Origin of the sequence: Anaerobacillus sp. CMMVII (genome assembly GCF_025377685.1) — a bacterium.
Lineage (GTDB): Bacteria > Bacillota > Bacilli > Bacillales > Anaerobacillaceae > Anaerobacillus.
This window is the reverse complement of record NZ_JACEHK010000001.1, coordinates 32,537-52,151: the sequence shown is the minus strand read 5'-3', so window position 1 is coordinate 52,151 and position 19,615 is coordinate 32,537. Positions and strand designations below refer to the sequence as shown.

20 protein-coding genes, 1 rRNA gene, 1 other RNA gene and 1 pseudogene are annotated in these 19,615 nt (G+C 37.7%); all 23 read right to left on the bottom strand.

The features are described 5' to 3' along the window. Nucleotides 1-76: 76 nt before the first annotated feature. Nucleotides 77-1,630 (bottom strand): 16S ribosomal RNA (locus H1D32_RS00235). A 365-nt stretch (nt 1,631-1,995) separates the two neighbouring features. Then, nucleotides 1,996-2,259 carry a pro-sigmaK processing inhibitor BofA family protein gene (locus H1D32_RS00230; RefSeq protein WP_261176232.1) on the bottom strand — a complete coding sequence of 88 codons (264 nt, stop codon included), beginning with the start codon at nt 2,257-2,259 and terminating at the stop codon, nt 1,996-1,998. A 90-nt stretch (nt 2,260-2,349) separates the two neighbouring features. Then, nucleotides 2,350-2,571 (bottom strand): YaaL family protein, encoded by a 222-nt coding sequence (locus H1D32_RS00225; protein WP_261176231.1) that lies wholly within the window; start codon nt 2,569-2,571, stop codon nt 2,350-2,352. Between the two features lie 18 nt (nt 2,572-2,589). Then, on the bottom strand, nt 2,590-3,186 hold the full coding sequence (recR, locus tag H1D32_RS00220) for a recombination mediator RecR (RefSeq protein WP_261176230.1): 597 nt from the start codon (nt 3,184-3,186) through the stop codon (nt 2,590-2,592). 174 nt (nt 3,187-3,360) lie between these two features. Further along, a complete protein-coding gene (locus H1D32_RS00215) occupies nt 3,361-3,672 on the bottom strand; it encodes a YbaB/EbfC family nucleoid-associated protein (protein ID WP_261176229.1) in 312 nt (103 codons plus the stop codon). A gap of 19 nt (nt 3,673-3,691) precedes the next feature. Continuing rightward, a pseudogene (gene dnaX / locus H1D32_RS00210) lies at nt 3,692-5,370 on the bottom strand (DNA polymerase III subunit gamma/tau). A 171-nt stretch (nt 5,371-5,541) separates the two neighbouring features. After that, nucleotides 5,542-5,807, bottom strand: an RNA gene (gene ffs / locus H1D32_RS00205) — signal recognition particle sRNA large type. Between the two features lie 200 nt (nt 5,808-6,007). Further along, nucleotides 6,008-6,502: a tRNA adenosine(34) deaminase TadA gene (gene tadA / locus H1D32_RS00200; protein ID WP_261176228.1), complete on the bottom strand. Its 495-nt coding sequence runs from the start codon at nt 6,500-6,502 to the stop codon at nt 6,008-6,010. Between the two features lie 344 nt (nt 6,503-6,846). Further along, nucleotides 6,847-7,359 carry a TlpA family protein disulfide reductase gene (locus tag H1D32_RS00195; RefSeq protein WP_261176227.1) on the bottom strand — a complete coding sequence of 171 codons (513 nt, stop codon included), beginning with the start codon at nt 7,357-7,359 and terminating at the stop codon, nt 6,847-6,849. Nucleotides 7,360-7,395: 36 nt separating this feature from the next. Continuing rightward, entirely contained in the window at nt 7,396-7,524 is a 129-nt protein-coding gene (locus tag H1D32_RS00190; protein WP_261176226.1) for a CcmD family protein, read from the bottom strand. Between the two features lie 13 nt (nt 7,525-7,537). Continuing rightward, nucleotides 7,538-8,275, bottom strand: a complete 738-nt coding sequence (locus H1D32_RS00185) for a cytochrome c biogenesis protein (protein ID WP_261176225.1) — start codon at nt 8,273-8,275, stop codon at nt 7,538-7,540. A 3-nt stretch (nt 8,276-8,278) separates the two neighbouring features. After that, entirely contained in the window at nt 8,279-8,962 is a 684-nt protein-coding gene (locus H1D32_RS00180; RefSeq protein ID WP_261176224.1) for a heme exporter protein CcmB, read from the bottom strand. Further along, a complete protein-coding gene (locus tag H1D32_RS00175; protein WP_261176223.1) occupies nt 8,959-9,573 on the bottom strand; it encodes an ABC transporter ATP-binding protein in 615 nt (204 codons plus the stop codon). The genes H1D32_RS00180 and H1D32_RS00175 overlap by 4 nt, the downstream gene beginning before the upstream one ends. 100 nt (nt 9,574-9,673) lie before the next feature. Beyond that, on the bottom strand, nt 9,674-10,069 hold the full coding sequence (locus H1D32_RS00170) for a hypothetical protein (protein WP_261176222.1): 396 nt from the start codon (nt 10,067-10,069) through the stop codon (nt 9,674-9,676). Nucleotide 10,070: 1 nt separating this feature from the next. Beyond that, nucleotides 10,071-10,427, bottom strand: a complete 357-nt coding sequence (locus H1D32_RS00165) for a hypothetical protein (protein WP_261176221.1) — start codon at nt 10,425-10,427, stop codon at nt 10,071-10,073. Nucleotides 10,428-10,440: 13 nt separating this feature from the next. Next, nucleotides 10,441-10,998, bottom strand: a complete 558-nt coding sequence (locus tag H1D32_RS00160) for a cytochrome c-type biogenesis protein (protein ID WP_261176220.1) — start codon at nt 10,996-10,998, stop codon at nt 10,441-10,443. Continuing rightward, a complete protein-coding gene (locus H1D32_RS00155; RefSeq protein WP_261176219.1) occupies nt 10,935-12,914 on the bottom strand; it encodes a heme lyase CcmF/NrfE family subunit in 1,980 nt (659 codons plus the stop codon). The genes H1D32_RS00160 and H1D32_RS00155 overlap by 64 nt, the downstream gene beginning before the upstream one ends. Before the next feature lie 36 nt (nt 12,915-12,950). Further along, a complete protein-coding gene (locus H1D32_RS00150) occupies nt 12,951-13,391 on the bottom strand; it encodes a cytochrome c maturation protein CcmE (RefSeq protein WP_261176218.1) in 441 nt (146 codons plus the stop codon). Nucleotides 13,392-13,410: 19 nt separating this feature from the next. After that, entirely contained in the window at nt 13,411-14,394 is a 984-nt protein-coding gene (locus H1D32_RS00145; protein ID WP_261176217.1) for a hypothetical protein, read from the bottom strand. 294 nt (nt 14,395-14,688) lie between these two features. Further along, nucleotides 14,689-16,134: an ammonia-forming cytochrome c nitrite reductase subunit c552 gene (locus H1D32_RS00140; RefSeq protein WP_261176216.1), complete on the bottom strand. Its 1,446-nt coding sequence runs from the start codon at nt 16,132-16,134 to the stop codon at nt 14,689-14,691. A 24-nt stretch (nt 16,135-16,158) separates the two neighbouring features. Continuing rightward, nucleotides 16,159-16,662, bottom strand: coding sequence for a cytochrome c3 family protein (locus H1D32_RS00135; protein ID WP_261176215.1), 504 nt, complete (start codon nt 16,660-16,662; stop codon nt 16,159-16,161). 585 nt (nt 16,663-17,247) lie between these two features. Continuing rightward, nucleotides 17,248-18,702: an ammonia-forming cytochrome c nitrite reductase subunit c552 gene (locus tag H1D32_RS00130; protein WP_261176214.1), complete on the bottom strand. Its 1,455-nt coding sequence runs from the start codon at nt 18,700-18,702 to the stop codon at nt 17,248-17,250. A gap of 17 nt (nt 18,703-18,719) precedes the next feature. After that, complete coding sequence (locus H1D32_RS00125) at nt 18,720-19,235, bottom strand: cytochrome c3 family protein (RefSeq protein WP_261176213.1); 516 nt, start codon at nt 19,233-19,235, stop codon at nt 18,720-18,722. Nucleotides 19,236-19,615: the final 380 nt, after the last annotated feature.

Here is a 19,615-nt window from a genome sequence, read left to right as displayed (position 1 = left end):
ATTCTCTCAAAACTGAAACACAGCGTCAGCGTACTTTTCTAAAAGAAAAGCATCGACTAGAGTTTTAACTCCATAGAAAGGAGGTGATCCAGCCGCACCTTCCGATACGGCTACCTTGTTACGACTTCACCCCAATCATCTGTCCCACCTTAGGCGGCTGGCTCGCATATTGCGTTACCCCACCGACTTCGGGTGTTACAAACTCTCGTGGTGTGACGGGCGGTGTGTACAAGGCCCGGGAACGTATTCACCGCGGCATGCTGATCCGCGATTACTAGCAATTCCGGCTTCATGTAGGCGAGTTGCAGCCTACAATCCGAACTGAGAATGGCTTTATGGGATTGGCTCAACCTCGCGGTTTTGCTGCCCTTTGTACCATCCATTGTAGCACGTGTGTAGCCCAGGTCATAAGGGGCATGATGATTTGACGTCATCCCCACCTTCCTCCGGTTTGTCACCGGCAGTCACCTTAGAGTGCCCAACTGAATGCTGGCAACTAAGATCAAGGGTTGCGCTCGTTGCGGGACTTAACCCAACATCTCACGACACGAGCTGACGACAACCATGCACCACCTGTCACTTTGTCCCCCGAAGGGGAAAGCCCTATCTCTAGGGTTGTCAAAGGATGTCAAGACCTGGTAAGGTTCTTCGCGTTGCTTCGAATTAAACCACATGCTCCACTGCTTGTGCGGGCCCCCGTCAATTCCTTTGAGTTTCAACCTTGCGGTCGTACTCCCCAGGCGGAGTGCTTAATGTGTTAACTTCGGCACTAAGGGCATCGAAACCCCTAACACCTAGCACTCATCGTTTACGGCGTGGACTACCAGGGTATCTAATCCTGTTTGCTCCCCACGCTTTCGCGCCTCAGCGTCAGTTACAGACCAGAGAGTCGCCTTCGCCACTGGTGTTCCTCCATATATCTACGCATTTCACCGCTACACATGGAATTCCACTCTCCTCTTCTGCACTCAAGTTTCCCAGTTTCCAATGACCCTCCACGGTTGAGCCGTGGGCTTTCACATCAGACTTAAGAGACCGCCTGCGCGCGCTTTACGCCCAATAATTCCGGACAACGCTTGCCACCTACGTATTACCGCGGCTGCTGGCACGTAGTTAGCCGTGGCTTTCTGGTTAGGTACCGTCAAGGTACCGCCCTATTTGAACGGTACTTGTTCTTCCCTAACAACAGAACTTTACGACCCGAAGGCCTTCATCGTTCACGCGGCGTTGCTCCGTCAGACTTTCGTCCATTGCGGAAGATTCCCTACTGCTGCCTCCCGTAGGAGTCTGGGCCGTGTCTCAGTCCCAGTGTGGCCGATCACCCTCTCAGGTCGGCTACGCATCGTCGCCTTGGTAAGCCATTACCTTACCAACTAGCTAATGCGCCGCGGGCCCATCCTGTAGTGTTAGGTAAACCCAACTTTTACTTTCGAGCCATGTGACTCAAAAGATTATCCGGTATTAGCTTCGGTTTCCCGAAGTTATCCCAGTCTACAGGGCAGGTTGCCCACGTGTTACTCACCCGTCCGCCGCTAACAATTGAGAGCAAGCTCTCAATTGTCCGCTCGACTTGCATGTATTAGGCACGCCGCCAGCGTTCGTCCTGAGCCAGGATCAAACTCTCCATAAAAGTGTTTGAAATAGCTCAAAAAATTTTGTTACATTGACGAGATATTTACTATCTCTTTAATTCGCTTGGCTGTGTGTTCAGTTTTCAAAGAACAATTATCCTGTGCCGTTTTTCAGCAGCAAGAATTTTATTCTATCACAATAACGTTCTGTTGTCAACAACTTGTTTCAAAGTTGCGATTTCATAAATTGTTTGTTGCGACTTATAATATATTAACACCTTCACTTTTGTTTGTCAACCGACTTTTTTGTCGTTTTTTTGACGAATATTGTCGCGAAGAATGTTTTAACAATATACCATGTATATACCCAATGTGCAAGTCCATAAACACTTTCATTAAATGGGAATACATGGTAACTTCTTTTTTATAGTATATATAGGTCAATAGCAACAAGTACAATCAAACCTGGTATTCCTAGAAACCCGGACACAGAAGCAGTTACGAGATTGATTGGAAGGTGGTAATCAAACACCGTTCCAAAAGCATTGAGGAAAAATAAAAAAAGCGCACCTATGATTAGTTTAATCATTCCTTGTCCAATAAAACGCAATGGTTTCATTGGCGCACCTAATACCAACAACAAAAAAATTACTCCACCTAATAATGTAACAACAATAATTGGATCCATTATTCACTCAACCCCCACCATTTTATTGACAAGCCCTCATTAGAATCCTATTACCGTTTCAATAAAAAAAGAACATGGAAAAATCTAATTTTAAGATTTTTCCATGTTCGTTTTCCTTACTCTTGCTTCTTTTAACATAAATAAGTATTTAGCTTCAGTGACCTTTAACTTTAATAGAACATCTTCAGAAGGATCTACACTTCTTCCAACTAATTCTTTTTGATTCATCAATAAATGCTTTTGTATTTCTATTTGCTCAATAAGTCTTTTGTTTTCAGCTTTTCTAAGCTTACCCTTTTTCTTAAAAAGCATATTTTTACTCCTTTACTACTATAATTCTCTCCGACCCTCAATAGCTTTTGAAAGTGTCACTTCATCTGCATATTCTAAATCTCCACCAACAGGAAGACCATGAGCAATCCTTGTCACTTTTATTCCTGTAGGTTTCACTAAACGAGAAATATACATAGCAGTAGCTTCTCCTTCTATATTAGGATTAGTCGCTAAAATAATCTCTTGGATCGTATCATCTTGCAGCCTTTTTAGGAGCTCTGGTATTTTTATGTCTTCTGGGCCTATACCGTCCATCGGTGAAATTGCACCTTGCAAGACGTGATAAAGACCATGATAGTCTCTCATTTTCTCCATAGCAATAACGTCTTTTGCATCCTGGATAACACAGATAATCGTTTTGTCTCGCTTTTGATCTTCACAAATATAGCATGGGTCTGAATCAGTAATATTATGACATACAGAACAATATGTTAAATTTCGCTTTGCATTTACTAATGCTTTCGCGAAGTCTAAAACATCATCTTCTTTCATATCTAATACGAAAAAAGCCAGTCGACTCGCTGTTTTTTGGCCGATTCCTGGCAATTTCATAAATCCTTCAATAAGTTTGGATATCGGTTCAGGGTACTGCAACAACGTTTCCTCCTAGGAAATGTTTCATCAGACTAGTTAGACAAGAGCTGCTTCCGGGATAATGACCTAGAAAGCAGCTCTTAACAGGTTATTGTTATTTAACCATCACCTGGCTAAGTAGAATAGATAAACATTCAAAGTTTGATAACACCAAAAATATTATGCTGAATTAGCTTAGAACATTCCTGGTAAATTCATGCCTTTTGTAAACTTGCCCATATCTTGATTAATTAGGTCATCGGCCATTTTTAGAGCTTCATTTGTTGCTGCTAAAATTAAGTCTTGAAGCATTTCAACATCCTCTGGATCTACAACTTCTTCTTTAATAATTACTTCTAGGATTTTCTTTTCTCCAGTCGCAATTACTTTTACCATGCCGCCACCAGCTGTGGCTTCGACTGTTTTTGATTTAAGCTCTTCTTGCGCTTGTGCCATTTGCTTTTGTAGCTTTTGCATTTGTTTCATCATATTTCCCATGTTTTTCATTTAAGTTTCCTCGCTTTCATTATTCGATTATTTCTATTAAATCTGAACCTACTAACTTCAAAGCTTCTTCAACGAGTGGATCACCTTCATTAGAAGATGTTGTTTCTCCCCGTTGATCGCGAACAAATTCCTCTTTCACATTCTCCCACTGGTTCGTTAGTAATGTCAAAATTTTAAATGCCTCAGGAAATACTTCAGCTATCCCTTGTTCAACTACAGTACGAAATTTTGTATCAACCATATCGCGATGCATTTCATTTTGGAAAGCAAGTAATATCATTGTTTTTGATGCTGCAACGGGTTTACTGTCTGACAACCAAGCATGCGCAGGGACACTTTGTTTTTTTACTAGATCCATAACCTGTCCCCAATTACTAGTAATCCGCTGCAAGTCTTGTTTAGATGCTTGTTTGAGCATTTCTTTTACTTGTCCACTACTTATTCCATTTTTCCCTGTTTTAAGACTAAATTGCCCCTGATTTTTCTTTGGAGCTTCAACTTTCCCTTGCTCCTGATGCCCAATTGAGCCAATATTATCTAGCTTCTGCTCTAAGATTTGAATTTTCTTCAACAAAGATTCGTGTGTATCACTAGTTTCTTTTTCGGTCTCAGCTTTACTATTGCAAATTTTCACGATCGCTACTTCAATGAATATTTTCGGATGACTAGACCATTTCATATCCTGGAGTATTCCATTGAGTATTTCAATCGTACTATAAATCCATTTTGTCGGTGTTTCTTACTTATAGAAATAAACTCGTCGTCTAATGAAACCCTATCTAAAGCTTCATTAAGCTCTGGTGCAGTTTTGTATAGAAGCATGTCTCGATAATAAAAGATAAAATCTTCTATAAAGCGTGTTGGATCTTTACCTGCTAAAATTAAGGTGTCTACAGCTTGTAACGCTTTAACAACATCACTTGTCAATAAAGCTTGCGCAACTTCGGTTAATAATCCTTGAGAGACCGCTCCAGTTATTGTCAGGATATCATCTAAAGTAACTCCATCATCACAATATGAGATCGCCTGATCTAGCAAGCTCAACGCATCTCTCATACCACCTTCGGAAACTCTAGCAATCATTGCTAAGGCTTCATCAGACACCTTTGTTTCATAATGACTTAAAATAAATTCCATCCTACCAATCATCGCCTGACTTGTAATTCGTTTAAAATCAAAACGTTGACATCTTGATATGATTGTTAATGGAATTTTATGAGGCTCTGTTGTCGCTAAAATAAAAATGACATGTTTCGGTGGTTCCTCCAATGTTTTTAGTAATGCATTAAAGGCTCCGGTAGATAACATATGTACTTCATCAATAATATATACTTTAAAGCGAATCCCGCTACTTGGTGCAAATTTGACCTTGTCACGGATATCTCTAATTTCGTCTACTCCATTATTTGAAGCTGCATCAATTTCAATCACATCAACAACTGAACCATCTGAAATACCAAGACATGCTTCACACTTATTACAAGGTTCCGCAACAGGTGCTTCGTGACAGTTAACAGTTTTCGCAATAATTTTTGCGGCACTAGTTTTTCCCGTACCACGTGGTCCAGTAAATAGATAGGCATGAGAGAGCTTTTCTTGAATTAAAGCATTTTTAAATGTTTTCGTAATATGTTCTTGTCCGACAACGTCGCTTAATTGCTTTGGTCGCCACACTCGATATAATGCTTGATAACTCATCTCTTCACCTCCATTTTTAGACAAACTCAATATACTAATGGCTATTCCTAAGTAAAAAAAAATAATGTACTAAATACCATTATACCTTTTCAACTACTATATTTCAAAGTCTATAAAGCAAATAAAAAGAAGCAATTCCTTTAAGGAATTGCTTCTTATATAAATTTGATGCCGTGCACCTTCCTTTGATCAAGGTACCCCAGGCGTTACCTAAGCAGTTAGCTCGATTCAGGCGACTCTACGGCACACGGAATGATCCACTTACTGCTGCTTCCTTCCGGACCTGACAGGGTTCATGGGTTTCCGTTGCGTAGAACCCAAATGTCAACACTACTTACTTAGGGCAGACCCTACGATACCAAGACCTAGGGAAGGGATTCCGTCTCGCTATAGCGGATTGCGAGTACAGGGCACCGCTACCTCCCCACCTAGCACGACAAATTTATAAACGGTTTTTAACGCGTCCTAATGTGACGCATAATTTAGTATAGCCTCTTTCAAATGAAAAATCAATAGTAGCAATAGACTTGTTATAGGCAATACATGAAAACCTTGGAACATCCTAAAAAAATGTGAATTTGTAGTAATGTATCGTTAGTGAAACTACGTAATGAAACACACCCTGTTTTCTACAAAATTAAGTTTCACTTACTTCGGAGTCTGACAAGTTCTTCCCTTTCTTTTTTCGTAACTCCCGGAAAAAGGTAGTTAGCATTTCACCGCACTCTTCAGCCATAATACCCTTTTCAACTTCACATTGATGGTTAAATTTCGGTTCTGTCAGAAGGTTATAGATTGAACCTACACAACCTGCTTTTGGGTCAGATGCACCAAAAACCACCCGATCAATACGCGATTGAATAATTGCGCCAGCGCACATTGGACAAGGCTCTAATGTAACATAGAGGGTACAATCACTTAAGCGCCATGTAGCAAGCTTTTGGCAAGCTTCATCGATGGCTAGTAACTCAGCATGAGCTACTGCTCGCTGATCGCTTTCTCTAAGATTATAAGCGGAGGCAATAACCACACCATCTTTCACGATGACTGCGCCAATTGGAACCTCTCTTATCGCTTCAGCTTTCTTGGCCTCTTCTATAGCTAATCTCATAAAGACGAAATCATCAACCAATCTTATGTACCTCCAATTTATCTATTCAAGAATTTCATTAATTAATTTATTTTAATTTATTTTTCGTTAATTAACAAAGCACTAGATCTATCATTATCCGCTTAGAGTTGAAAAGAAGCCCAAAAACTTTTGTAGAACGGTGATTTTTGCACGCTCTTTTCTAAAAGATTGTTGCTATTAGCTTTTAGGTGGTAACCAAGCGAATGCTTGGTTCTTCACGTAAAGCGTGAAGCTTATTTATTCTCAAAAGACGACCTAAAAGCCACAAAGTTTCCGAAAACAGCCTTGTAATAAGCGTAAACAAAAAAAGAGATGAACTCATCTAGAAATTCACCCCTCCATTATTATCTACCTTTAATATCATTTAATACTACACCTAAAAAGTCTCTTGAAACGCCGCCAATAAAATGGTCAACAATTATTCCGTCCTCGTTAATGACAATCGTTTCTGGTTGACCGATCACACCAAATTTCCTTGAGACACTATTCGTAAAGTCGAAAACATAGGTTTTCTTTGAATTTTTCTCTTCTACATATTTTCTTACAGTATTTTTGGTTTCGCCTTTTACGACAACAAATAGAGCTACTTCATCTTTAAACTCTTCATTAAAACGCTCAAGTTCAGGAGCCTCAGCTACACAAGCTGTACACCATGTCGCAAAAAAGTTTAACATGACTACCTTTCCCCGATAGTCCGATAAGCGATGAGTATTCCCCTCTAGGTCTTCCATCTCAAAATCGTAAGCCTCGTCACCAATTCCTACTGCTCCACCTTGCGAACGCAGTCCCAAGACCATAGTTACTAACATACCGATTACAAATACTAAAACAACCATTTGAATTATTTTTTTATTCATTCATAACTCCCCCTGTAAAAATACGGGTATTATACATTACTGTTTATCTAATTCTTGTAAGAATTGCAGTTGTTTAGCGATTGCCTTTTGACGTTTTCCTAACACAAACAAGTAACTAGCGATCATTAAGAATATGATTGAGTATGCGGCCCATAAATAAGTCATTATTTATTCCTCCCTATCCAGCTAATTTTTCTTGAAATTTTTCTTTTAAACGTTCAGCTTGAATTTTTAATCTTTCAATATAAACACCTTTTTGTAAAAAGACAAAGTATAATACAGTCATCGTAAACACGGTAAAGATTAAAGCAAATAACATTGATGGCTCTAGACCACCACCTGATTCACTTGCTCCCTCTCCCAATACAACTGGGTGAAGCTTCGAATTCCACCAACGAATTGACATGAAGACTATTGGCACATTTATAAAAGAAATAATTCCAAATACTGACCCAAGACGTGCTTTCTTTTCCCAAGGTCCGTCCATATGACGGATCATAATGTAGGCGATGTACATGAAAAATAGGATTAAAGTTGTTGTAAGTCTTGGCTCCCAAGACCACCAAGTATTCCAGGCAGAACGACCCCAAATTGGTCCAGTCGTTAATACAATTGCAGTATAAACAACACCAATTTCTGCTGATACACCAGCAATAATGTCATAAATACGCTTCCTTTTCACAAGGTACATAATACTAAACACTGCAACAATAAAGAATGCAAAGAATGCAACCCAAGCAGAGGCAACGTGGAAATAGAAGATTTTTTGAACAACTCCCATTTTTACCTCAATAGGTGTATAAATAAATGCTAAATAGAGGGCTACTAGCACCATTGGGATACTAAGATACATTAAAACTCTATGAAGCATTGTTTCTTCTGGTATAGCCGTTAAATCATCGTTAATAAGCTTCATTTATTACACCTCCAGTACATATTCAAAAAGGATGAAACATAAGACAAAAAAGATTAAGTTGTAAGCACCCATTAGCTGCATCCAAGAAATTGCGCTTGCAATTTGCTCTAAATCTACTAAAAGAATTCTCGTTGCCTGAACTGCTGCAATAATGATAGGGCTGACAAGCGGGAATAACAAAATTGGTAAGAGCATCTCACTACTTCTCGAGTTTGCTGCTAAGCCTGCTAAAAACGTCCCGACACTAATAAAGCCAAACGTACCTAGAAGAACAACACCTAGAAATAACGGCAGATGACCTAAAAATCGAAAGTCGAATAGAAGAAATAAAACCGGTATCGATATGAGTTGAACAATTAATACTAAGACAAAATTAGCAATTACTTTTCCTAAATAGATACTTGATGGGTCCGTTGGCGAAACAATCATCCCATATAGATTGTCATTCTTAGTTTCTGATTGGAAAGAACGGTTTAATCCTAAAATGGCTGAGAATATTGTAATGACCCAAATCAAACCTGGAATAATCGCTTTAACAGCATTATTAGATGGATCAAAAGCAAATGAAAAGGTAACAATGACTAACCCTGAAAATATCAACATTGTAGTAACGACTTGTCTTGTCTTCCACTCTGAATAGAGATCCTTCCCGGCTATGATAAAGGCTGCTTTGAATAAATTGTTCATCGGCTTGCCACCTGTTCTGCATATCTTTCCTTCACAAACTCAAGGTCTTTAGCAACATTGCTAATGTCTTCTACGAGTTTTCCATTTCTAAAAATAAGCACTCGATCACACGTTTCGACCGCTTGTTGAAAATCATGAGTAACCATAATGACAGTTGACCCGTTTGCTTTCATCTTTAGAATTACTTGGTTAAGAATTTTGATAGCTTGTTGGTCCAACCCGGTATGCGGCTCATCAAAGAGTAGTATTTCCGGATCATGAATAATCGCTCTAGCGATAGCAATTCTTTGTAACATACCTCTTGAGAAGGAGCGGATTGGGTCATGGATAAAGAAACCTAAGCCAACTTCATCAACGAGTTGTTTCGCTTTCGTTTCCACATCTTTGACACCATACAGCTTCCCAAAGAATTTTAAATTTTCTAATGGTGTTAAATGATCATATAGAAAACTGTTATGAGCTAAAAAACCAATCTTTTGTTTCATTTCGTATGAATCTTTTTTAAAGTCCATACCATCTATTTTTATCTCCCCATCTGTTGCTTTTATAAGACCGGCGATAATTTTAAGGATTGTGCTTTTTCCAGCACCATTAGGTCCTAATATTGCCACAGATTCACCCTTTTTTATAGAAAGGTTGATTTCCGCGAAGGATCATCTTATCGCCGATCGTTTTTATGAGTCCTTTTGTCTCTATCATAGGCCCTCTCCTTTAGTCCATGAACCTTTGTAATTCCACTTTTACCTTTACGAGATGTTCACGATAAAGAGATGCTTTTTTTTCAAATTCTTGATCAGCTATATCCCCAGCTTTATGCATCTCTTCTAGTTCCAATAACTTATTTAAGATTACTTTTTGTTTTACAACTAATTCTTGAAATACTTTTTCTTCTGGATTAGCTTCTACCTTTTCTTCTGAAGCACGGTGCTTCAATTGAAAATAGACAAACCAACCAACACCTGCAACTAGAATTAAGACTAAAATAGCAGTAACCAAGTGTGGATCAAAGCTTCTTAGCGGTGAAGAATACCACATTCGTAGATGACCAGGGTTATGGAAAGACGGGGTAGACCTTGTAATAGCTGAAGCTAAAATTAGTCCAACCATGTTACTTTTCCCCTCTCTCTTTTCTAAGCTTTGCTAATTCTTCTTCGATTTCCGCCTCGATATCCTTAACAAGACTATCATTAGATGTCTTACTAGTTTTTTTCTTCTGTTTCTCTAATAGTTCGGCTGCATAACCTTCATATTGATTTTTAAGCTTTTGGTAATCTTCATCTGAGAGCTTCTTCATATGAAAGTCCATTTCTAACTCATTTAAAGTGGCGTAGATACTTTTTAGTGAAATTTCATCCGTATCATCCGTCATTTTTACCGCTAGTTGAGTATTGTGCTTTCTCAACAATGGAGTGACTACGATATAAAGACAGAATGCTACTAGTAGTATACCTAACACGATTGACATAACCATTCACATCCTAGAAATACTTTTTTCGTTCTTCATCAATCATTGACTTTACTATTTCATCTTCTAGTTGCTCTTCCTCTGTACGTTCGTCAAAAAGTGAAACCTCTTCTTTATTACTTGCTACCCATTTCCGAATGACGAAGATAATTCCAACACCCGCAATTCCAAGTACTGCAAACGGCAAAATCCAAGCTGTAAGACTAAAACCTTTTTTTTCTGGTGCGGTTAAGATTTCTTCACCATACATCCCGATATAATAATCCTTAATTTCATCTTTTGTTAAACCATCATCCATCATTTCTTTAATTTCAACTTTAAATGAGTCATTTAATCCACAGCCTTGCATATTACATTCGAAGTGGTCTTGACCACATCCACACATGCACATAAACTGCGAGGCAACTTCTTTAAATTCCGCTGACTTGTAGTCATATTGATCCCCGGCATATGCGGGGATCACTGATATGAGTAAAGTAGTGTCAAAGTAGCAATAACTTTTTTCACTTAAGACACCTTCCTTTGTGGTCCAGTGTAACGTGGCGTGATATGTCCAAATTTGCCATTCCAAACTGCAAATACTGAGCCAATTACAAGGACGAAGCTTCCAATCCAAACCCATTTAACTAGCGGATTTACTTTAACTACAAATGTCGCACGCTCATCACGTTCCCAAGCACTTAATACTACGTATAAATCTTCACTTAAATTACCAAGTACCGCCACTTCAGTAGAAGGTTCTTCCCAGCTACCATAGAAAATCCTTTCTGGCTGTACGTATCCCATATCCTTACCATTCTTGGATACATGGATATTAGCAAAGACGATATCATTAATTCCTTCAGTTCGTTGTGCAAGATATTCATACGTTAGTACGTAGTCCGCAATTTCAATCTTCTCGCCCTTTTGTACTGTTTTCATCGTTTCAACATCAAAGTTTGATCCGACAATACCAATTGCCATTAGGGCGATCCCGAAGTGAACAATATAACCACCATAACGGCGACGATTTTTTACCATTAACCAGTAAAGTGCAATTGGATAAGCCTCTTTGGTTACTTTTCTTCTCGCCTTCACACCGCGGTAAAATTCTACAATATGAGTTAAAATCATGAATGAAATAATTCCATAAGCGATAATTGGATATGCTGCTCTCATTCCTAAGCCAGCTAGCAAACCAATAATGACTAAGCTGATGATGGCAGGTATTAAGAAATTATCTCTTAGATTTTTCACTGTCGATCGTTGCCACGCAATTAACGGGCAAACCGCCATTACAAATATTAATGCTAATAAAATTGGTGACATAACTGTATTAAAGAATGGTATCCCTACTGTTACCTTCGTACCTCTTACAGCCTCAGAAACTAGTGGGAAGATTGTTCCCCAAAACACTGCAAATGTACCACCAACTAAGATTAAATTATTAATTAAAAAGCTACTTTCCTTCGATAATAATGACTCAAATTGGCCACTGTCTTTCTTTAATAAGTGGTAGCGACTCATTAAAACGTATAATGAGAAAATAACTGCTAATGCCATAAAGATTAAGAAGTATGCACCTAAGTTAGAGTCTCCGAAAGCATGAACTGAAGTCAGTACCCCACTTCGTACAAGGAAAGTTCCAAATAAGGTTAAAGCGTATGAAAGAATAATTAAAGAGATATTCCAAATCTTCAACATGTTTTTACGTTCCTGGATCATAACTGAGTGAAGATAAGCTGTTACTGTTAGCCATGGCATAAATGAGGCGTTTTCAACAGGATCCCATGCCCAGTAACCACCCCAACCTAGCTCCATGTATGCCCAATATCCACCAATAACGTTTCCTAATGTTAGGAACACCCAAGCGATAATCGTCCAACGACGAGTCATACGAAGCCAGAATGCATCAACGCTCTTGATAATTAATGCCGCTATAGCAAATGCAAATGGAACTGCTAAACCAACATATCCTAGATATAATGTAACTGGGTGTAATAGCATCCCAGGATCTTGAAGCATTGGATTTAATCCACGGCCTTCCATCGGTACTACATCTAAAAGAATAAATGGCTTTGCGACAAACCCTAAGATTAAATAGAAGAAAATTGTATTTGCAAGCATGATTGCTGCAATATATGGTGTCATTGGATTGTTTTTCATTTTTCTTGAGTAAACAACCATTGCCGTATACATCGTTAAAAAGAATGTCCACAGAAGTAGTGAACCGGCATTACCGGCCCAAAGAGCAGCTAATTTATAAAGAATAGGTAAATCAGAACTTGTGTAAGAAGCAACGTATTCAAATTGGAACTGACTTGTACCTAATGCTGTAAAAAGGACTAACATTGAAATTGATGCTAGAATAAATACTGCTAAACTTGCAGCCTTTCCGCTATCTACATATCTTTGATCTTGTTTATATATGCCTAAAATAAAAATTACAAAAGCATAAATTGATAAAGCGAGTGCTAAATAAATTGATATATTTCCTATCAAATGCATGATGCGCCACCTTCTTTGGGTTCAATTTCAATAGACTTAATTATCATTTAATAACTCTTTATGAAACTCTGGATCATAATTGTTTGGATCTTCACCTTCATACTTTGATGGACACTTCGTTTTTACACGTTCCGCGTTGAATGGTTCTCCAGGTACGATATAGCCTTCTAAAATAGTGATAACTCCCTCAGAAAAGTTATCTGGTCTTACACCATGGTGGAAAACAGATAACACATTTCCTTCGCTATCAACAATATCAAAACGTAATTCAATTTCATCAGCACGCCAATCAATTGATTCTGCAACTAAAAATCCTTCAGTTGTCACATAACGTTCTTCGTACTTTTCAGGATTTGCTAAAACCTCTTGAAGTGGAATTTCAGTTCCACTTGCTCCTGGTGTTGCAGCAATTAATAAAATTAATATTGATAAGATGACCGTACTTCCTCCAAGTAAAACCTTTGTATTCTTTTTCATTTGAGTTCCCCCTCCTCAATTAACCTAACTTAGCACGCTTTTCTTTGTACATCTTTTCATCAATTGCACCGTCAGCTAACATTTTACGTAGTCTCTTTATCTCTTCTTCTTTATTAACAATTTTCTTCGGTGTTTTGATTACTTCTTTTGGTGTATCTTTCTTTTTACGAAGAATAAGAAAAACAAAAGCACCAACAAAGACCAGGATTAAAATCAACATGATTACATTTTCAGTGCTAAGGAAGCCACTATTTTGTGTTGGTGCTGGTTGGAACATACCTGCATGTGCATCATCATCCGGAGCACTGAAGTCGTTCAAGGCTTCCATTGTCGTAACGATATTGTCTTTTGTATATGAAACTGTCAGATCGTAAACTTCCCCTTGTTTTACATCTGTATATTCGTACATATGAAATTCTAAACCGAAAGTCATTGAGTTTAGGTCAGCTTCCTTATCAATTTTAAAATTTTCTACTCTATAAGGTGCATAAACATCAATACTCATATTTTCAACATCAAAGTCAGCAGCATATTCGAATGTGAAGCTTCGATCTACAACACCTTCTATCGCAGCAACAAAGTATTCAACGACGAAATAGTATTCTTCACCAGGAGCAATTGGATTTTGAGGTATCCAAGAAAAGTAGCCTTCTTCTAAATTTACTGTATAATCTTCCTCAACCGGATTTGTATCCTCATAATTCTCAAATTTCGCTACAAATCCTGGAGTGAAACTCTCAAGGTGAGTAGGTGCACTAAATTTTATTTCTCCAGTAAACGGCAAGTCAGAGTTGTTAACGAATGTACCGTGATACCCTACTAAAAGTGAAGGAATGTTATAATCCCACCCTTCTGGATTAATAAATTCAGGCATTACTTTAATATTTAACTGTGTCAATGACATATCTTGGTTGTCTGATAATGCTTCATTTGGTGGCAAGATCGTTAGTTGTAATAAGAGGACAGCTACTAACAATACAAAGCCTCTAACTAGTTTTTTCATATATGTTTCTCCCCTTTTGATTTATCTCTGTAAATCCTACTTAAACTTTAATATTTAAGGGGTTTTCAAACTGTGATTTAAATCACAGTTTAGGGTGAAATAACTGTGAATGATTTATGTGACAATGTGGGATTACAGGTAGGTAAACTCAACGACAATTTCACTAGAGACACTTCAACGTCCCCATAAAAACATTGATACTATTGAGTTTAGTATGCACTAACACAACACCACAACATTACACATTTACACACAAAAACGCCGTACAAAATGTGTACGGCGCTTCTTCACAATTTAGTTTTGTGGTGGGAACCATTCATTAGTCGCATGTGTATGCTTTTTGAATGGATCGTCTTCATTAACAATGTTCTGCATTGTTGTTTCGATTTGTTGTTTTAGTTCTTCAATATTATGGCCTAATTTAACAAGCTCTTCAGTAGCTATTAAAATCGCTGCCTGTGATTCAATTGAAGAAACCCTAAAAGCATCAATTGATCCGTCTGGATTATGGAACCCATACGAGTTCTCTGCTGCGATGAAGTCCCAGTACCATTGCGCTTTTCGAACATGATCTTGCGCTTCTTTAATCTTCGCTTCAGAAACACCAGCTGTAATCATTCGGTTTACATAATAGTGTGAAATCGTATTTAACTCTTGAGCATCTAATAGAGCTTCTTTGTGTCGGTCTTGGATATCTTCAACACGGTCTTTTAAGTACGTAACTGATTTGTCAGCATGACAGCTTCGACATGATTCTTCAACTGTTTTTAATGGTGAACCCCAACGGTGTGAAGAAATTTTCTTTTTACCATCAACTCTCTGGTAAGGCATATGACAATCTGAACACGTTACCCCTGCATTTCCGTGAGGTCCGTAACTTGATAATTCAAACTCAGGATGTTGGGCTTTTAAAGATGGAGTTCCTGAAATATTATGGATCCAGTCATAATTAAAGTCCTCATCCTTTGCTATCGTTTCAAAGTATTCATAAATATTCTCAACTCTTAAACCTTTATCCCAAGGGAAGGTAACTTCCTTGTTTTCTGTCTTAAAGTAGTACTCAACGTGACATTGTCCACATACATACGATCTCATTTCATTATGTGTTGCTTTCGTTAAATCTACACCTCTACGTTCCATTGCTCTAGTGAACGATGGGCGTGTCACACGTAAATCCATAGTTACCGGATCATGGCAATCAGAACAACCAATGGAAAGGTGACCCCATTCTCCTAAATCAGCCATTTCTCCACCTAAACCTAATTCTTTAACACGAGGTAAAATTTCTTCATTAAAGTTTGCACCCCAATATCCTTCACCAAATTCAGCTTCGCTTAACAATAATGGGACGACTGTAGCTTTACACGTTAAACATGAACCCGTAGTTTTATCATTTACACGTTTAATATTGATTTGATCTTCTAAGGCATACGTATGGCCTCTTGTTAAATTATACTCAAGAGAAAAACCGTAACCACTCCATAAGGCAGGTTGATATGGTTCTAGCGAAGGGTCACTCTTTGAGATGACTTCCTTTTCATTCACCATATTTTTCATATAACTTTCCCACTGTAATGGGAATTTATCTTTAAACGCTGTGTTTAAGTATTCATTTGGATCTAAGCCAGTATCCATAGGCATGCTTTCTTCTGCTTTAGAGCTATTACATGCCACTAGAGCAAACATAACTAACATAGAAACCAAGGCCAACAAGAGTGACTTTTTATTTAAGACTCGCATTTGTTTCAACCCTTTCATGATTATTTATCGATTAAATTTGAAGTTTCCTGGCTCAAACCACTCGGCTGGTCGGTAATCACCCTTATTGTGCGGTACCTGACGGTGACAGCCAATACAACTATCTTTCATATCATGTGAAACATTTTGTAATCCTGGTTCATGACAACTTACGCAATTTTTTTCGATAATTTCTTTTGACTTATCTGTTGCATGAATAACATCAGGAAGCTTGCTTGCACCAACTGTTGTTGCGTAACCGTGGCTTATTGCATTTATACCTTTAAAAGTATATTTGGCAATTTTACTGTCTGTTGGTGCATGACAGTCATTACACTTTAGTGCTGAGTGATTTGAATTTTCAAAGTTTGTAATTGTATGTTCATAGACGTGACATGAAGCACAAAACTCTGGTGTATCTGTTGCATTAATTGCCCCTTCTGTCCCCGCAAAAAAAACAATTCCTACAAACACCCCAACTAGTGTAAATAAAAGTAGTTTGTTATTGATCTTCTGAAATAAATTTCTCATGATCTCCCCCCTTTACATTGTACATATTAAACTAAGTCTATCGGTAAACTAGGTATAAGTCGTTAAGCGTATCCAGGTAGACTTATTACTACCAATTCAAAACTTAGTTTAACAGCAACTTTTATTTTTTTACACAATATTATTTATTTGCTACCTTAAGGTTACTTTTTTCTACTACTGGTCACTGTGAGAAATGTCACTGTGATTAGTGAACAAACTGTGAACTTTATCACACCTTTTGCGAGTATAAATAATACTAGCGCTATAAGGAATCTCGGGTGTTTCCATAGCTTTTGTTTTGTAGCAAAGCTCAATATACCGCCAATATCCTGCTGCGAATAACACAATATCTAAAAAACAACATAGTAATTTACATATTTTTTAACAATTCCTCTGAAAAATTGGGCCACCCCCCTCTATATAGACTGTGATATCCATCACAAAAAGTGTGTCAAAACTATGAATATAGCGACGAGATTGAATAAAATTGAAAAGAAAAAAGCACTGAAAAGGTTGTTATATCTAACTTTAAAAATAAAAAAGAAACTCCCTTCAACCATTTGAAGAGAGTTTCTTACTATAATATTACTTATCACGGTGGTTCGGGAACCACTCATTAATTGCCTGTAAGTGTTTTTGATGAGAGACTGTTTCGTTGACTACGTTTTGCTTTGTAATTTCTATTTGACGTTTTAACTCGTCAATGTCTTCACCATTCTTCATTAACTCGATTGTCGCAATTTCAATAGCCTTTGAAGAAGCTAAAATTGATCTTCTAAATGACTCCATAGCTCCTTGTGGATTGTGGAAACCTTTAGAGTTTTCAGCTGCAATAATATCCCAGAACCATTGTCCTTCACGAAGCAAATGTTGAGCTTCTTTAATCTTAGCTGCGTCTACTTCACGAGTCATCATTCTGTTAACATAATAAGTTGCCTGTACGCTAACTTCTTGAGCCTCAAGTAGTGCTGCTTTATGAACTGTTTGAATATCTTTTACACGATCTTTAATTTCTGTTGGAGATTTATCAGCATGACATGTACGGCAAGATTCTTCAACAGTCTTTAATGGTGAACCCCAACGGTGTGAAGTAATTTTCTTTTTACCATCAACTCTTTGGTAAGGCATATGGCAGTCTGAACATGATACAGATTGGTGAGGCCCATAGCTCCATAATTCATACTCAGGATGTTGCGCTTTTAAAATTGGTTGATTCGTTAGACGAGACACATATTCTCCTTGGAATTGCCCTTCGACTTCAAACTTCTCTTCGTAGTAATCCCACATATTTTCCATTCTTAAGCCATTAGCCCAAGGGAAAGTTGTGTGACGGTCATTAGCTGGGTCAAAGTAATATTCTACGTGACATTGTGCACACACAAGAGAACGCATATCATGTTGTGTTGCTTTTGAGATATCATAGCCCATATTTTCTAAAGAAATTGTTAACTGTGGCAATGAAACACGTAAATCCATTGTTACAGGGTCATGGCAAGTAGAACATCCAACTGACGCGTGCCCATAATTTCCAAGTTCATCTGTTTTAGTTGGTTCTGTCATCTTATCAATCCAAGGCATTGCTTCATCATGATAGTTCATAGCAAAAGCCTTCTCATATCCAAATTCCTCAATCATAGCTGGAAATAAAGTTGTTTTACAAGACATACAAGCCGAGATTGCATTTGGGTTATCCGTGATACGTCTAACTTCCATTTGATCTTCAAAGGCATACGTATGACCACGAGTTAAATTATACTCAACAGCAAAACCGAAACCGTTCCATAAGATTGGTAAGTAAGGTTCAATTGAAGGATCATTCTTAGGTTTTACCTCTTTTTCATCTACCATGTTCTTCATAAAACTTTCCCAATGTAACGGGAATTTATCTTTAAATGCATAACTATTCCACTCTTTTGGATCTAACCCGGTATTCAATGGTTCTTTCTCTTGTGCCTGTGAACTAGCACAACCTACTAATGCAAGCATTAAGAAAAATGATATGATCATTAAAAGAAACGGCTTTTTAGTATTACTTCTCATTTTATTCATCCCTTTCATTATTTTCTACCTGGTTCTACAAAGTAAAATTCTTTTGGTTCAAACCAATCCGCTGGTCTAAAGTCACCTTTCATATGTGGAACTTGACGGTGACAATCCACACAACTATCTTTCACATCATGAGACACATTTTGTAAGCTCGGTTCGTGACAACTAATACAATTTTGATTAATAACCTCTTGTGAGTCAGCTGTGGCATGAAGTACATCTGGGATTTTACTAGCTCCAATTGTATTCATATACATATGACCCATACCAGCCTTCGCTTTGAACATAAGCTTTGATGTTACACTATCTCGCGGTGCATGGCAGTCATTACAACTTAATGATGCGTGGTTGGAGTTTGCGAATGTTTCATAAACTGTACCCATAATATGACAGCTAGAACAAAACTCTCCGCTATCTGTTGCCTTTAAAGTCCCGGCAGTTCCTGCAAATAAAACAATTCCAGCAAACACACCAGCTAACGTAAACAACAAAATCTTCTTATCTAGTCTTTTAAGCAATTTCCCCATCGGTTTCTCTCCTTTCATTTTTTAAACCCTTAGCAGTTGATTTATAAAACCTCTTAATATCCAACGGTTTTTTCTAAAGCGCTGAACAATAACTTTTTTGTTGTAATATTTCTTGTCTTAATCATACTTTTTTACACTTTCCCACAATGTGATAAAAATCACTTTTACTGTTACAGAAATGTGAACGATTTTACAAGTAGCTATAAAACGGTCATAAAAGCCTTTATTATAGCGTACTCCACTCAAATTGCTTGATTTTCAGTTTGTGAAAAAAGTGTGAAGTTAGTGAGTAATAACTTAGGGTATTCTTATAGTCTAAATAAGATTATGTGAAACTGTGTAATAAAATTATGTAAATCACAGTATTGATCAGCCACAAT

Bases quoted from the DNA above. Each gene is read 5' to 3' on its own strand.
- H1D32_RS00180 (WP_261176224.1), bottom strand. From the start codon at position 8,962: ATGAACAATTTATTCAAAGCAGCCTTTATCATAGCCGGGAAGGATCTC.
- H1D32_RS00135 (WP_261176215.1), bottom strand. From the start codon at position 16,662: ATGAGAAATTTATTTCAGAAGATCAATAACAAACTACTTTTATTTACA.
- H1D32_RS00215 (WP_261176229.1), bottom strand. From the start codon at position 3,672: ATGAAAAACATGGGAAATATGATGAAACAAATGCAAAAGCTACAAAAG.
- H1D32_RS00140 (WP_261176216.1), bottom strand. From the start codon at position 16,134: ATGCGAGTCTTAAATAAAAAGTCACTCTTGTTGGCCTTGGTTTCTATG.
- H1D32_RS00165 (WP_261176221.1), bottom strand. From the start codon at position 10,427: ATGTCAATCGTGTTAGGTATACTACTAGTAGCATTCTGTCTTTATATC.
- H1D32_RS00185 (WP_261176225.1), bottom strand. From the start codon at position 8,275: ATGAAGCTTATTAACGATGATTTAACGGCTATACCAGAAGAAACAATG.
- H1D32_RS00150 (WP_261176218.1), bottom strand. From the start codon at position 13,391: ATGAAAAAGAATACAAAGGTTTTACTTGGAGGAAGTACGGTCATCTTA.
- H1D32_RS00130 (WP_261176214.1), bottom strand. From the start codon at position 18,702: ATGAGAAGTAATACTAAAAAGCCGTTTCTTTTAATGATCATATCATTT.
- H1D32_RS00125 (WP_261176213.1), bottom strand. From the start codon at position 19,235: ATGGGGAAATTGCTTAAAAGACTAGATAAGAAGATTTTGTTGTTTACG.
- H1D32_RS00230 (WP_261176232.1), bottom strand. From the start codon at position 2,259: ATGGATCCAATTATTGTTGTTACATTATTAGGTGGAGTAATTTTTTTG.
- H1D32_RS00155 (WP_261176219.1), bottom strand. From the start codon at position 12,914: ATGCATTTGATAGGAAATATATCAATTTATTTAGCACTCGCTTTATCA.
- H1D32_RS00145 (WP_261176217.1), bottom strand. From the start codon at position 14,394: ATGAAAAAACTAGTTAGAGGCTTTGTATTGTTAGTAGCTGTCCTCTTA.
- H1D32_RS00190 (WP_261176226.1), bottom strand. From the start codon at position 7,524: ATGACTTATTTATGGGCCGCATACTCAATCATATTCTTAATGATCGCT.
- H1D32_RS00195 (WP_261176227.1), bottom strand. From the start codon at position 7,359: ATGAATAAAAAAATAATTCAAATGGTTGTTTTAGTATTTGTAATCGGT.
- H1D32_RS00170 (WP_261176222.1), bottom strand. From the start codon at position 10,069: ATGGTTGGACTAATTTTAGCTTCAGCTATTACAAGGTCTACCCCGTCT.
- H1D32_RS00225 (WP_261176231.1), bottom strand. From the start codon at position 2,571: ATGCTTTTTAAGAAAAAGGGTAAGCTTAGAAAAGCTGAAAACAAAAGA.